Below are 13,494 nucleotides of genomic sequence, written 5' to 3' on the forward strand. Positions count from 1 at the left end.
TCCTGTGAAATTAGCGCCTTTGCATGGTCTATCTGTACTTACTATAACATCGGCAGGGAAAGCGCAATAATTGAAATATTCGCCAATTCGGTGAAGTCAGCATTTGCCTATTTTGGGGCTTCGAGGGGCGGATGCACCCTTGCTCTCATAGCATGATCAGAAGAAAGGAGAATGCTGATGCCGAAATATCGCATTATCGTGGATATATCCGATTACCGGCTGCATCTGCTGGACGGAGATATCGTCGTGCATACGTACCCGGTGGCTCTCGGAAAGCTGGCAACCCAGACGCCCCCGGGCAATTATACGATCGTGAACAAGCAGCCCAATCCCGGCGGGCCCTATGGCGCCTACTGGCTCGGACTGTCCAAGCCGCATTACGGCATCCACGGGACGAACGATCCCTCATCCATCGGCAGATCGGTTTCCCACGGCTGTGTGCGTATGTATAACAAGGATGTGCTTGAGCTCGCTTCCCTCGTGCCTGTCCATACCCGTGTCACCATTCGAAAATAGCTTACGAATAACAAGCGGCAATCCTCCGATGATTTCAAATCCCGCCAAATGGGTTAAATACAACTGTTAAACGGTACTTTACCTTAACTATTATTCGCCGTTATGGAGGGATTGCCATGATGCAGAGCAAATATTTTCGTACATGCCTCGGTATAATCGCCCTGCTCTTGATCATTTACTTGGGCTCCAAAGTCAGCTTCCTGTTCCGCCCGATCGTTTCCATGTTCAATATGCTGATCTTTCCGGTGGCAATCGCCGGCTTCTTCTACTACCTGCTTAGGCCGATTGTGGACTACCTGGAACGGCGCAAAATCAAACGATCGATCGGCGTGCTCATGCTGTACTTCGTATTCGCCGGCCTGATGGCCATCTTCGGCATCGTCGTATGGCCGACATTGCGGGAGCAGATCGAGAATTTCATCAGCCATATGCCGTTTCTGGTCGAGGACATGCAGGATCAGCTTGACCAGCTGCAGCAGGCGCCGTACTGGTCCCGCTTTATCCCGACCGAATCGGAGCTCGCGACATCCTTGACCGAATACATGAACCGAATCATTAATTGGGTCAGCAATTCTGTCAATCATCTGGTTACCGTTGTGTCCAGCGTGCTTGTCATCATTGCAACGATCCCGATTATTCTGTATTACATGCTGAAGGAAGGCGGGAAGCTCCCCCCTAAACTGCTCAGCGTGCTGCCAAGACGCTACCGGCGCGACGGGCAGGAGGTTCTCGTCGAGATCGACGGCGCGCTCAGCAGCTTTATTATCGGTAAAGTGATTTTGAATCTTATTCTGAGCCTGCTCATGTATATCGGATTTTTGATCATCGGTCTTCCTTATTCGCTGCTCTTGACGGTCGTTTCGTTCTTCCTGAATTTCATTCCATACATCGGCGCGGTGCTTGCAAGCATCCCCGTCGTCATTATCGGGTTTATCGAATCGCCCTCCATTGCCATCTGGTCCCTTGTCGTCATTATTATTGCTCAACAGATTCAGGATAATATTTTGACGCCGGTGATCTATGGCAAGCAGCTCGATATCCATCCGCTGACAACCATTGTTCTTATACTCGTCGGCGGCGACTTCTTCGGCATCCTCGGCATTCTGCTCGCCATCCCAGCCTATATGATCATCAAGATCATTGTGGTGCGGATTTATGAAATGTTCTTGGCCGAGAAAGTGGATGAATTATAGAGCCCCGCGCACGCAAAAAAAGATGTCCTCAGGTCTTATTCCACTTAGGAAATCAGGGCCTGGGGGACATCTTTTCGTTTCATTTCGTAATCTGCGTACCGCTTACGCGTTGCCCCGGAGAGAGCGGACAACGAAGTGATGCTCGTCCTTGCGGAGCCGCTGTCCGCTTGTGAGCGTCACGGTTTCCTCGTCATGGGATGCGAGAACGGCCTTCGGATGGATCAGCCGGTTCCCTCTCCACACCATGACGCATGATCCGAAGTATACGGCATTATCGAATTGAATGGTATGATGCACCGAATACCCGATGGAATTCAACACCGGATAAGCTGTTTTGGGCATGATACGGTGAATGGCGCGAAACGGAATCGCGAGCTCGTCCGGTCCAAGGATCGCCTTCTCCTGCACCGGATCCCACCCCTTCAGAATGCCTTCCACCGTCGTTCTGCCCCCATCTAAACGCTCAATGACTACATGACGGCCAATCCAATGCTTCATGAAGGTCACCTCTTCATCTCTTACGGATTATTCATCCCCAATGTCCGTGGTGCTAGGAATGACCCAATCGACCGGGGCCATCCCGTGCTGGATTAAATATGCGTTTGAAGCTGAGAATGGACGGCTACCGAAAAAACCTTTACGTGCAGCAAAGGGGCTCGGATGGGCGCTCTCCAGAACGAGGTGCCGGCTTCGGTCGATAAACGCCCCTTTCTTCTGCGCATAGCTTCCCCAAAGAATGAAAACCGTTGGCTGCTCCCGTTCATTCAATTTCGAAATGACCGCGTCCGTGAACTGTTCCCAACCTAGCCCTTTATGGGAGTTGGGCTCTCCTTCCTTGACTGTGAGCACGGCGTTCAACAATAGAACGCCCTGCTTGGCCCAAGCGATCAGGGATCCATGATCCGGAATCGGGGCATCCAGATCGGCTGCCAGCTCTTTGTAAATGTTGCGCAGTGATGGGGGGATTGTAACTCCTGGCCGGACCGAAAAGCTAAGTCCTTGCGCCTGTCCCCGTCCGTGATATGGATCTTGTCCGAGAATGACCACTTTGGTGGACTGATATGGCGTCTCCTGAAGAGCACGAAAAATTTCATCCCTCGGCGGATAGACCGTATGCAGCCGATACTCCTCGTCGATCCGTTCAAGCAGTTCTTTGAAATACGGCTTGTCCGTCTCTTCCTGCAGGATCAGGTCCCAATCATTATTAAACAACCGCATGCTCCTACTCTCCCTACATCCCTGGGCTGGACTTCGAAATATGTGTATGGGTATCTTAAAAAATAAGCCGGCACCCTGCAGGGGGCCGACTTATTCTCATAAATACTCGGGCGTTGAGTCATAATGCCGAGGACGGGGGTCGAACCCGTACGGTAGTCACCTACCGCAGGATTTTAAGTCCTGTGCGTCTGCCAATTCCGCCACCCCGGCAAATATTGCTGCGCTGTCAAGCGATTTAACTTCGCTTAATGCCGAATCACCGCATGGGATTCATGCCGAACAACGGAAGTTTCATACATTATTCGTGCGAGTTTTTCGTCTCAGCGACAAAAATGATAATACCATGCCTAACCATATGATGTCAATATATGAACTCTATTATTTTACGCATCACCTGCTTTTCAACGATGTTTTCCTTATAATATGTCTGTTCCCCGTTTAAGCGACTCGATGCGTCTCTCCTGTGCCTCAATCCGCTGCCGCAGCTCGCGCAGCAGCCGGTTCACCAGAACGGCTGCCTCTTCACGCGTCATCGGGTCACCGGGACGGGCATCGTCGAAAAAGCCGTTCTCCACCGCTTCCCGCCAGCTCGCTTCAGCCCAAGGACTGACTTCACGAATCCCTCCAAACGAGCCTGCCGCGCCATTTCCAGTGTTCCCCTGGGAGGCGTACGCTTTCAGATCTGACAAGGTGCCGGCATAAACATTGAGGTCGACCTTTCCCGTTATGCCGTTAATCCGTCCGGAATCGGTGTATTGCCAGAAGGTCCACTTGTTCCAAGCGGGACGGTCATCCGGGACTCGGGTTTCACTGTACCTTGCAATCCACAGGTCATACCTGCCCAAAGACTCATCGAAATTGGCCGCAAACGCGTTGCCGGTATATAGAATGGGCTGCCTTCCTGTCAATCGTTCCACTTCTTCAAGGAAGGCAGCGGCAGCTTGATTGATGGCTGCGCGGCTGATCCCTGCCGGATTATTCTCATAATCAAGCACCGGCGGGAGATCGAACCAGGCTAGCGGGCCTGCTTTTTTCATCGTTTCCACAAAATGCTTCGCCTCCTGCCTTGCCGCCGCAGCGCTCGCCGCCCCTAGAAAATGATAGGCACCGACCAGCAAGCCCGCGGCCTTAGCTCCCTGCACATTTTCTGCAAATTTCGGGTCCTCCAGCGAGCTCCCTTGAGAGGCCTTGATGAAAACAAATGATATCCCAGCTTCCCGAACCTGCTTCCAATCAATGCTTCCCTGCCACCGGCTTACATCGATTCCTCGCGCATGCGAAACGCTTCTGGATTGCATCGGTCATCACTCCTTCTCTCCTATTACCATATGCTGAAGCACCGGATAGGGCGAGCACCATTCGGGATTTTTTGCCGCCGGGTTATGACGGGTGCCGGAATATTTTGAGCAGATTCTCCAAAGGATAAGGAGGAATTGCAGCCCGCTGCCAGATGCCAAGAATACATGCATAGAAAAGGAAACGGGACATCATGAACAGACAAGCCATTGCTTTACTTCTAACCTTGATCGCAGCATTCGGCGTTATTCACGGTCATGCCGATGCCAATCAAATGCCTTCCTCGGCCAAGAAGAGGGATTACTACGAGGAGCGCGGCGATATTGTATGGGAGGTGCCGACCAGCAATAAAGTAATCGCCCTTACCTTTGACGACGGCCCTGATAAGGAGCATACGGAACAAATTCTCAACCTGCTCAAGCAGTACGATGCCAGAGCGACATTTTTCGTGGTGGGCAGCCGCGTCGAGAAGCATCCCGAAATCGTTGCCCGTGCGCTGGATGAAGGTCATGAGATCGGCAACCATTCCTACTCCCATCCTCCGTTCTATAATATTGGGGCAGATGCCTTGAGGAAGGAATTGACCAAGACACAGGATGCCATTTATCAAGCGACGGGGATCCGCTCTGTCTTGTTTCGCCCGCCCGGAGGACGATATAACGATGCAATCGTCAGCGCGAGCAAGGAGGTCGGAATGCTTACCGTCCTGTGGTCCTGGCATCAGGATACGCTGGATTGGCGCAAACCTGGCGCGAATGCCATCGTGCGGACAGTCTTGAAGAACGCCCGCAACGGCGACATCGTACTCATGCATGATTTCGTACCGGGCAGCGACCAGACGGTCGAAGCGCTCAAAAAGATTCTGCCGGAGCTTAAGGAACGGGGCTTTTCGTTTGTTACTGTAACCGAGCTGTTGTCCTACCACGAAAAATCGCATAAGCATATTGAGGTAAACCATTAAGTCCAAGGACGATATGCCGCAATCCGTGACGCTGCCATCCATGATGGCGGTTTTTTACATTCGGGACGCTGGCCGCACACTTTTCTCTTGAATGTCCCCGTACCTCGTGATAAGATACAGAACGAACGTTCAGTATAATAAAATAATCGTTGAATTCATACAGGGAGGCGCCAATGAACAAAAAGCAGCAGCAAAGCGAAGATACCAAGCGACGGATTGCGGAAGCCGCAAAAGCCCTGTTTATGCAAAAAGGATATAAATCCACGTCCATCGAGGATATTGTTGACGCGACCGGAAGCAGCAAAGGAAATATCTATTATCATTTCAAGAGCAAGGAAGGCCTCTTTCTTCATCTTATAGAGGAATGGGACTTGGAATGGTTTCAGAAATGGATGAGCACGGAAGAGCAGTACACGACCACCATGGATAAACTGTTCCGCATGGCGGAGCAGCTGGTGAAGGATGACCTTAACCATCCCTTCACCAAGGCGCTCGATGAATTTATAACGAATAATGAAGCTGCGACCGAAGACGTTGAACAGAAGATTTCCGATATTTTCAATAAGCGGCTGGAATTCAATCAACAATTGCTGCTGCAGGGAATTGAGTCGGGCGAGTTCGAGAAACATAATGTCGAGCATCTGTCCATCATTTTCGAAAGCCTGCTCGCCGGCTTGTGCCAGTTAACCCGCATCACCAAGCTGTCCGACGCGCTTCCGGTATATCACTCGGCCATGCATGTATTTCTGCACGGAATTGCCAAAAAATAGCTCTGCCGCTGCGGCGATCCGTCAAACAGGCGGGCTGCTTCCCCTGTCTCTTACAAGCACAGTCGGTTTATTTCAGGCACCCGGTTACACATTCATACAAACCGAACAGTCAGTATATAAAAAGGAACCATTTTATGCACACTGGAATTTTCAACTTTTGGAGGAAATGTCATCATGTCATTGTTACTACGTCATAATGGAGCCATTCTGCTCCTCATGTTTAATATCTTTCTTGTTTTTACCGGCATCGGGCTTGTCATCCCGATCATGCCGACCTACATGTCGGAGCTGCATATCAGCGGAGGCACGGTAGGCATGCTCGTTGCCGCCTTCTCACTCACACAGCTGCTGTTCTCTCCGCTCGCCGGAAGGCTGTCCGACAATATGGGCCGCAAAAGAATCATTATTGCCGGAATGCTCGTGTTCGCCCTTTCGGAATGGCTGTTCGGGGTCGCAAATTCGCCTGTATTGCTGTTTGCTTCGAGAATGCTGGGGGGGATTGGCGCAGCGCTGATTATGCCTGCCGTTATGGCTTATACGGCCGATGTTACATCGAAAGAAGAACGGGCTAAAGGCATGGGCTTCATCAACGCTGCCATTACGACCGGATTCATCATCGGTCCCGGCATCGGCGGCTTTATCGCCGAATTCGGCATTCGCGTACCATTCTATGCCGCTGCCGTTGCAGGCGCGGTTGCCGCCTTGATCACGTTGCTGATGCTGCCGGAATCGGCCGCTCAGAAGCAGGTACAAGCCTCGCCTGGGCAAAAGCAGCCTAGCCTTGCGGTCCAGTTGGCGCGTTCCTACCGGGAGCCGTATTTCCTGAGTCTTATCATCGTATTCGTACTGTCTTTTGGTCTTGCCAACTACGAAACGGTATTCGGATTGTTCGTCGACCATAAGTTCGGCTTCACGCCGACGGATATCGCCATGATCATTACATTCGGATCGATCTCAGGGGCTGTTGTCCAGGCGACCATCTTCGGCTGGATTCTGAACCGGTTCGGCGAGAAGAGAGTTATTACGATCAGTCTGATTACAGCCGGCATCTGCATCCTGCTCACGCTGTTTGTGCACAAGTACTGGCTCATTTTCCTGGTGACGTTCCTTGTATTCCTGTCCATCGATATTTTGCGTCCGGCCATCGGAACGCAGATGTCGAAGCTGGCCGGCGACCAGCAAGGCTATGTGGCCGGTCTGAACTCGGCCTACACCAGTCTCGGCAATATTGCAGGGCCTCTGGTCGCAGGTTATTTATTCGACCTTGATATCAATTATCCGTATATTTCGGCATCGATTGTCCTGATCCTATGCTTCATTCTTGCTATGAGAGCCGGAAGAGCCTGGACGGCGACAGAAACCGCAGTTCAGGAACGCGGATGACTCAGGCTAGGCTTCCTGTCGGGAGCTTTGGGGTACCCGAAGCGAAATAACATCAAACCTAAGCAAGCTGCCGAGGACAAATCCTCAGGCAGCTTGCTTTTTTTTGCAACGATATGATCTTGATCGGACAACCGAACAACCTAGAAATAAAATAAAACAAATAAGGCCAAGCCTGCGACTACCGCAAACACTACCGCCATCCCGAGCTCAAATCGTTTCTTCTCCTTAAAGGCCTTGATGGCCTTCCTTATCTCGAACACCAGCACAACCGCCAGGAAAGCCGCCAATACCGGCAGCCCCCACGATTGATTAAGCAGCCATTCTGACACGCTTGATCCCCCGTCCCGTTCATTGAATGATTTTCCATTTTCCCTTTTAAAATGTAACGTAAGCTGTCCACAATTTCAAATTTTTGGGGGTATCGGCGAGCGGATGAAACACCCGTTATTCCTTACCCATGATAACAATAAGAAAAGTTGCGACAGGTCCCAGGAATAAGGATAAAAGAAACCAGTTCAGGCCGCTTCGGTTTTTCCCTTGGGCCAGTCCGGCGTTGATCAAGGCGAGCGTGCCCCAGCCTACATAAAACTCATTGCCCATCAAAGTCTCCTCCCTCAGGCTTCTTTATGGTTTATACGCAGTATTGGGATCAACCGTTGCATCGGGCGGCAGGATTTCGATTCATAGACGACCCGCTTGTCACGAAAGCTCCGCGGGGCTTCCAGATCATGGTATAATTTCAGATAAGAAATGCGCTTGGGTTTTGTATTGCCGTTATGTAGGCTAAAGCTGCATTTTATATAGAGAGGTGAACCATGTCTGTTATCGCGATGATTCTGTTTGCCATCTTTTTTATCGCTCGCGGTTGGTTGGGAATATGGCGCCCCGCCTGGAGCACGAGGTATAAAGCATGGAAGCTGAAGCAGGGGGACACGTCGCCAGACCCGGAATATATCCTAATGATTAGAAGGATCGGCTGGCTGTATCTTATCGTGGGATGCGGTATTTTGGCTTACGGATTACTTAATATTTGTTCAAATACAAACTAACCCATCATATACAGAATAAAATCTTGGCTTCAAAAAGTAGGTCTTCTCGATCCCTTTCGCCCATTGCCTTCCTTGCTTGTATCCTGCAAAGGCCAACACGTCAGTCCATGAATGTTATCTGTGTAAATAGAAAAAAACCCTTGCTGCGCAAGGGTTTTGTGTGAGTGGGCCCTACAGGACTCGAACCTGTGACCAATCGGTTATGAGCCGACCGCTCTAACCAACTGAGCTAAGGGCCCTGAGTAATCATGTACACGTATTCATAAGGACGTCATACATCGAATGAAATAAATTGGTTGCGGGGGCAGGATTTGAACCTGCGGCCTTCGGGTTATGAGCCCGACGAGCTACCGGACTGCTCCACCCCGCGACAATGCTGTCATAAACAGCGACAAGAATAAATATACACTATTTCACTGGTGCTCGTCAAGTATGTTTTGGTGGAATTTTCATTAAGGGAGGAAGCGAACCCCATAGCGGCCTTTTTTGGATCGATACACTTCAACGATACGGGGATCATTATAGCCGAACAGCCATGCATCCTGCTCCAGCCGTTTGGCAAAGCAGCCGGCCTGAAATTTGCTCGTATAGAGCTTTCCATAATATACCCAGTTCATCTCCGCTTGCTCCTTTTCCCAAGATCATCTAGACAAAGTATATTATGTCCAGTATTCCTGTAAAAAACCGCTTTACCGCCAAAAGCGAGTGCATGGACAAAACCATCATCACATCAACCGCTGCACATGCCTTACTGCGCGATTATTGGATGACGGCTGCAATTCAGGACTTTTCCATTAGTTTACGCTATCGCTGACCGTCAGCCTCGGCAAAACCAGGCTTCTATGCTCATCAGCTCCTGTTCCACGGACGCAACATGCTATCAAATTCATCGGCTCCGCCTTCGCCTTCCTTCAAAATGACGATAGAGCCGTTCGGAAGCAGCGATTGCTCCTTCATCTCGATCCCCTCCTTTTTTTGCGTGTACGATGAGCCGGCTGCTGACCGCTCCCGCCGTTCATCTTCGTCAAATGCGCCGCCGTGCGCTGCTCTTTCGGCATTCCCAGAACGGGGTAGTGGGCTTTCAGCTTATCCATATGCTGCCGGATAAAGAGATAGCGGTGAATAAAGACGACCGCCATATAGATGCCAAGGACCAGCAGCACCGTGAAGGCGGCCATCCCCATCACAAAGCTGCCGATATCCCCGATGACAGCGACTGCGATATAGTAAGCCGCATAGCCGATGCCCGCACACAGCAGAGCCACTCTCCCCGCCTTGCCGACTCCGCCCTTTCGTTCCATCGATTGGTAAGCACCTTTCTGTAGAGCCCTGAAGTGCAGCGTATAGAACACGCCGAACAGCAGCACCATACCGCCAAGCGAACTTGCGCCATAACCGATGCCGGTCAATCCGGCCAGATCGTACATCATTTTAAGAACAGCAATTTGACAGGTAAACGCCAGCGCCAGGCTGAATACGCCCATGAAAAGCACAAACGCGACCTCCGATCGGTAAGGATTGCTCCCGATCCCGATTCCCCATATGAGCATCACAGCCCAGATCGCACAAGCCGCATAGAAGTAAGGCGACATTATCGGCGACGCCAGCGTTACGAGAGCCGGAATAAGCAGAATGAACAGAAAGCATACGATGCCTCCACGGATCTGCTCTGCCGGAATGAGCCGAAAATGAAACCGTTCCTCCTCTGAAATGTTCATCTCCTCATCCACTCCCCATAGTTATTTGAACCAGCCGGCCATCGTTGAACCGATCTTCTCCGCCCCCCTCTTCAAGCCTTCGGTCACGGTATCTTCTTCCCGTCTCCGCCCCTTGCCGGCTTAATATTTCAGGCCCTACACGTATTTTCGCCATCTCGGACAATCCTCCAAGGAAACTAGCATTTCACTCGGTCGATTAACGAGCCCAGCGCGAGACGCCGCGAAACAACATCCCGTGAAGAGTACCTACCCGGAATATGTTTGCTCGTTCAATGTTCTTGCGGCCCGTCTCTCTGAATGATTCCGTAATACAGAATCGTCATCAGCTGCTCGCTGATCGCGTTCAAGCTGCCCAGACCGGCGTACCACTCCGTACGGGCGGAGAACTCCTTAATGAAGGCCAGAAAAGCAACAAGCACCTGCGGCGAGATATCCTTCCGAATCTGTCCCAGCTGCTGGCCTTTAAAGATCAGCATTTCAAACTCCGGCACAACATGCTTCTCATTGAATTTCCTCAGCTTCTCCATTTGATCCGGAAACTTGGCCAGGTCGGTCACAAACTTCTGCGAGGCAATCTTCCGGAATGCCTCCTGATCCTGATACAAGCTTGTCAACGCCTCTAGTGGATTCTCCGCCTGGTCCATCACGCCGCGGTATAATGTCATCATCTCCTCAATCAGCCGGTCTACGACTTGATCCAGAAGCCCCTCTTTGCTGTGGTAATAGTTATAGAGGGTCATTTTGGACACCGGAACGGCTTCGGCAATTTGCTCCATGCTCGTCTGCAAGATCCCCTGTTCTAAAAATAACCGCTTCCCCGCTTCAAGCACAGCTTCTTTCTTCGCCTTCATAAAGTGGCTTGTCCTCCTCTTTCGTAATGCGCTTTAAAATACTCCCCGTAGTTAACGCCTTCAGTGACCTCTAGGTACCCAGATATCATCTGGCTGTGCTTATCGCGGATTCGCCCGGATGGAGTCTACATCTGAAGAGACGGCCCCCGTGCCGAGCCAGCCGTCAACGACATGGTTAAACAGCTCGGGATTGGCGAGCGGTATGCCGTGCCCGATGCCGGGAAACACGACGCCGACAGCACGGTCGGAGTGCCCTACCAGATCCTCCGCCGATTTTCTCATGATGCCCCGCTCCTTCTCCCCGACGGTAACCAGCAGCCTCGCATTCGACTCCGCGATCTGCGGCGAGAGCGAATAGGACATATTCTCCGTCAGCACGGAAACGAGCAGCTTCTGGTTCATCTGAAGCGATTCGGCGTAGTAGTGCTCGAAATCATCCTCGCCAACGTAGAGCGTACCGGCCTGCAGCTTGGAAAACCATCTTCTTCTCATCAACGGGAAACTGAGCCGGACGGACGGTACGATCATCCGAAGGGCTGCCGGCATCGGACGCAGCAATGCGCTGTTTACGACGGCATAATGGATAAGCTCAGGGTTCTGGCACATCATATCCACAAGGATCTGCGCACCTAATGAAAAGCCGACAACAACAACCTCTCTGCCGTCCGCCTTTGCCGAAATGAGATCACAGATCTGTTCCGCGGTTTCTTTTATGGAAAAAGAGACATGATCTCCGCTGCTCCGGCCATGGCCGGGCAAATCAGGGACCAAGCACCAGCTGTCCTTAAAAAAAGATACCTGCTTGTTCCACATCCACCCGCTTACGCCGCCCCCATGTAAGAACACCATCATCCGCGAAGCGTCTTGGTTGCCGCTTTCCTTAACGTACAGGTTCAGACTCCCCACCCCCATATCCAACTCCAAAAATGTACTTATAACTCAATTATAGTACAATTATTTCGAATAATCATCGAGTGATTACAATTATTTTATACTTCTTTAAATAGGATAGTCTATTTTTTGCTAGCTATAAAATACTCCAACAAGGGTAGATCAACGTTGAAACAGAGGAGCTCAATATCGTGAAAGCAAAAGAAAGGGCTGCCCCCAAGTCTACTGACCCGGAACAGCCCCTGAAGGCATTAACGATTGCATTTATACTCCGAAGGACGACGGATTCGCTCTCCAAGACTTGAGCAGCTCCACATCTTCCTTTTGAATCCGATTCTCGCTAAGCGCTACATCGATCAGCGCCGTGTAGTTCGATAAGCTCTGCATCGGAATGTCTGCCTCGGCGAAGGCTTGTACCGCTTTATCCAGCTGATAGCTGAAGATAGCCAGTACAGCCAGCGGCTGTGCGCCTGCATCTTTCACCGCTTGCGCAGCTTTCAGCGAGCTGCCGCCGGTGGAGATGAGGTCTTCGATGACAACGATCTTTTGGCCGGGCTTGATCAGGCCTTCGATCAGATTCTCCTTGCCATGGCCTTTCGCTTTGTCGCGAATATAGGACATGGGGAGATTCAGCTTCTGGGACACCCATGCTGCGTGAGGAATGCCTGCCGTTGCGGTTCCCGCGATCGCTTCCGCCTCCGGATACTGCTCCCGGATGACCGCCGCGAATGACTCAGCAATGGTTTCGCGAATCTCTGGATAGGACATCGTCAGCCGGTTGTCGCAGTAGATCGGGGATTTGATGCCCGATGTCCATGTGAACGGCTGATGCGGACGAAGCGATACCGCCTCGATCTTCAGCAAATAGGATGCGATCTGTTGTGGAATATTCGCGAGTGTACTCATGCTTGAATCATCTCCTCTATAATTTGTTCGGCGGCTTGCCGCGGATCTGAAGCAGCCGTAATCGGACGGCCGACAACCAGATAGTGGCTGCCCTTGCGGATCGCCTCTCCCGGTGTCAGCACCCGCTTCTGATCGCCCACATCCGAGCCTGCGGGCCGGATGCCCGGAATCACGGTCTTAAACGCCTTCCCGCAGGCTGCGGCGATGGCCTCTACTTCGAGCGAAGAAGCCACAACGCCGTGAAGTCCGGCTTGGCGGGCAAGCTCTGCGTATCGGACGACGGTGTCTTCCACCGAACCTGCGATACCGATCTCTTCGTTCATCACCTGACGGCTCGTGCTCGTTAATTGCGTAACCGCGATGACCGTAGGCATGGCAAGGCCCGGGGTGTCCGCCACTGCGGCCTCCGCCCCGGCTATTGCCGCCTGCATCATCGCCAGCCCGCCGCCGGCATGGACGTTAAACATATCCACGCCAAGCCGGGTAACGCTGTGCGAGCCGCCTTTTACGGTATTCGGAATATCATGCATCTTGACATCCAGGAACACGGAGTATCCTGCTGCCTTCAGCTCTCTTATGAAGTCCGGACCTGCAGCGTAGAAGAGCTGCATGCCCACCTTCATGTAACATGGAATTCCCTCTAACCGCCGCACCAGTTCCATCGCGCGGGCGGCATCCGGAAAATCCAGGGCCACCATCAGGCGGCCCGCCATTTCTTGATAGCTGGCGTTCATCTAGTTCC

17 protein-coding genes and 3 tRNA genes are annotated in these 13,494 nt (G+C 51.8%); 5 read left to right on the top strand and 15 right to left on the bottom strand.

What is annotated here, in order from left to right:
* Positions 1–177: 177 nt before the first annotated feature.
* Together J2Z18_RS25135 and J2Z18_RS25140 are read left to right on the top strand one after the other, a co-directional pair.
* The gene (locus J2Z18_RS25135; protein WP_007129514.1) at positions 178–516 is read left to right on the top strand and encodes a L,D-transpeptidase; all 339 of its coding nucleotides are present in this window, start codon (positions 178–180) and stop codon (positions 514–516) included.
* Between the two features lie 116 nt (positions 517–632).
* Positions 633–1,709: an AI-2E family transporter gene (locus J2Z18_RS25140; protein ID WP_007129513.1), complete on the top strand. Its 1,077-nt coding sequence runs from the start codon at positions 633–635 to the stop codon at positions 1,707–1,709.
* A 102-nt stretch (positions 1,710–1,811) separates the two neighbouring features.
* Here J2Z18_RS25140 and J2Z18_RS25145 read toward each other — a convergent pair whose 3' ends face one another.
* The 4 genes from J2Z18_RS25145 to J2Z18_RS25160 form a co-directional block, all read right to left on the bottom strand.
* Positions 1,812–2,207, bottom strand: a complete 396-nt coding sequence (locus tag J2Z18_RS25145; RefSeq protein ID WP_007129512.1) for a hypothetical protein — start codon at positions 2,205–2,207, stop codon at positions 1,812–1,814.
* Between the two features lie 27 nt (positions 2,208–2,234).
* Entirely contained in the window at positions 2,235–2,921 is a 687-nt protein-coding gene (locus J2Z18_RS25150; RefSeq protein ID WP_028406163.1) for a uracil-DNA glycosylase, read from the bottom strand.
* A 130-nt stretch (positions 2,922–3,051) separates the two neighbouring features.
* Positions 3,052–3,137: transfer RNA gene (locus J2Z18_RS25155), tRNA-Leu, on the bottom strand.
* A gap of 206 nt (positions 3,138–3,343) precedes the next feature.
* On the bottom strand, positions 3,344–4,225 hold the full coding sequence (locus J2Z18_RS25160) for a glycoside hydrolase family 25 protein (protein ID WP_210095543.1): 882 nt from the start codon (positions 4,223–4,225) through the stop codon (positions 3,344–3,346).
* A gap of 191 nt (positions 4,226–4,416) precedes the next feature.
* On the opposite strand from J2Z18_RS25160, the gene J2Z18_RS25165 reads away from it, so the two are divergent.
* The 3 genes from J2Z18_RS25165 to J2Z18_RS25175 all read left to right on the top strand — a co-directional run bounded on the left by J2Z18_RS25165 (position 4,417) and on the right by J2Z18_RS25175 (position 7,337).
* Entirely contained in the window at positions 4,417–5,184 is a 768-nt protein-coding gene (locus J2Z18_RS25165; protein WP_028406164.1) for a polysaccharide deacetylase family protein, read from the top strand.
* Between the two features lie 173 nt (positions 5,185–5,357).
* The gene (locus J2Z18_RS25170; RefSeq protein ID WP_007129508.1) at positions 5,358–5,954 is read left to right on the top strand and encodes a TetR/AcrR family transcriptional regulator; all 597 of its coding nucleotides are present in this window, start codon (positions 5,358–5,360) and stop codon (positions 5,952–5,954) included.
* Between the two features lie 174 nt (positions 5,955–6,128).
* Positions 6,129–7,337: an MFS transporter gene (locus J2Z18_RS25175; RefSeq protein ID WP_007129507.1), complete on the top strand. Its 1,209-nt coding sequence runs from the start codon at positions 6,129–6,131 to the stop codon at positions 7,335–7,337.
* Positions 7,338–7,477: 140 nt separating this feature from the next.
* Here J2Z18_RS25175 and J2Z18_RS25180 read toward each other — a convergent pair whose 3' ends face one another.
* The 11 genes from J2Z18_RS25180 to pyrF form a co-directional block, all read right to left on the bottom strand.
* Positions 7,478–7,666: a hypothetical protein gene (locus J2Z18_RS25180; RefSeq protein ID WP_028406165.1), complete on the bottom strand. Its 189-nt coding sequence runs from the start codon at positions 7,664–7,666 to the stop codon at positions 7,478–7,480.
* 115 nt (positions 7,667–7,781) lie between these two features.
* Positions 7,782–7,937, bottom strand: a complete 156-nt coding sequence (locus J2Z18_RS25185; protein WP_007129505.1) for a hypothetical protein — start codon at positions 7,935–7,937, stop codon at positions 7,782–7,784.
* A 614-nt stretch (positions 7,938–8,551) separates the two neighbouring features.
* Positions 8,552–8,625: transfer RNA gene (locus tag J2Z18_RS25190), tRNA-Ile, on the bottom strand.
* 54 nt (positions 8,626–8,679) lie between these two features.
* Positions 8,680–8,756: transfer RNA gene (locus J2Z18_RS25195), tRNA-Met, on the bottom strand.
* Positions 8,757–8,838: 82 nt separating this feature from the next.
* Positions 8,839–9,003, bottom strand: a complete 165-nt coding sequence (locus tag J2Z18_RS25200; protein ID WP_007129503.1) for a hypothetical protein — start codon at positions 9,001–9,003, stop codon at positions 8,839–8,841.
* 336 nt (positions 9,004–9,339) lie between these two features.
* The gene (locus J2Z18_RS25205; RefSeq protein ID WP_210095544.1) at positions 9,340–10,104 is read right to left on the bottom strand and encodes a hypothetical protein; all 765 of its coding nucleotides are present in this window, start codon (positions 10,102–10,104) and stop codon (positions 9,340–9,342) included.
* Between the two features lie 4 nt (positions 10,105–10,108).
* Positions 10,109–10,258, bottom strand: coding sequence for a hypothetical protein (locus J2Z18_RS25210; RefSeq protein WP_210095545.1), 150 nt, complete (start codon positions 10,256–10,258; stop codon positions 10,109–10,111).
* Positions 10,259–10,373: 115 nt separating this feature from the next.
* Positions 10,374–10,955 (bottom strand): TetR/AcrR family transcriptional regulator, encoded by a 582-nt coding sequence (locus tag J2Z18_RS25215; RefSeq protein WP_028406168.1) that lies wholly within the window; start codon positions 10,953–10,955, stop codon positions 10,374–10,376.
* A gap of 99 nt (positions 10,956–11,054) precedes the next feature.
* The gene (locus J2Z18_RS25220; protein ID WP_210095546.1) at positions 11,055–11,867 is read right to left on the bottom strand and encodes an alpha/beta fold hydrolase; all 813 of its coding nucleotides are present in this window, start codon (positions 11,865–11,867) and stop codon (positions 11,055–11,057) included.
* A 243-nt stretch (positions 11,868–12,110) separates the two neighbouring features.
* Complete coding sequence (gene pyrE, locus J2Z18_RS25225) at positions 12,111–12,752, bottom strand: orotate phosphoribosyltransferase (RefSeq protein ID WP_007129498.1); 642 nt, start codon at positions 12,750–12,752, stop codon at positions 12,111–12,113.
* On the bottom strand, positions 12,749–13,486 hold the full coding sequence (pyrF, locus tag J2Z18_RS25230; protein ID WP_210095547.1) for an orotidine-5'-phosphate decarboxylase: 738 nt from the start codon (positions 13,484–13,486) through the stop codon (positions 12,749–12,751). Before pyrF ends, pyrE begins: the two co-directional genes overlap by 4 nt.
* Positions 13,487–13,494 lie beyond the last annotated feature (8 nt).

It is taken from the genome of Paenibacillus lactis, from assembly GCF_017873605.1.
GTDB classification, from domain to species: Bacteria; Bacillota; Bacilli; order Paenibacillales; family Paenibacillaceae; genus Paenibacillus_AQ; species Paenibacillus_AQ lactis.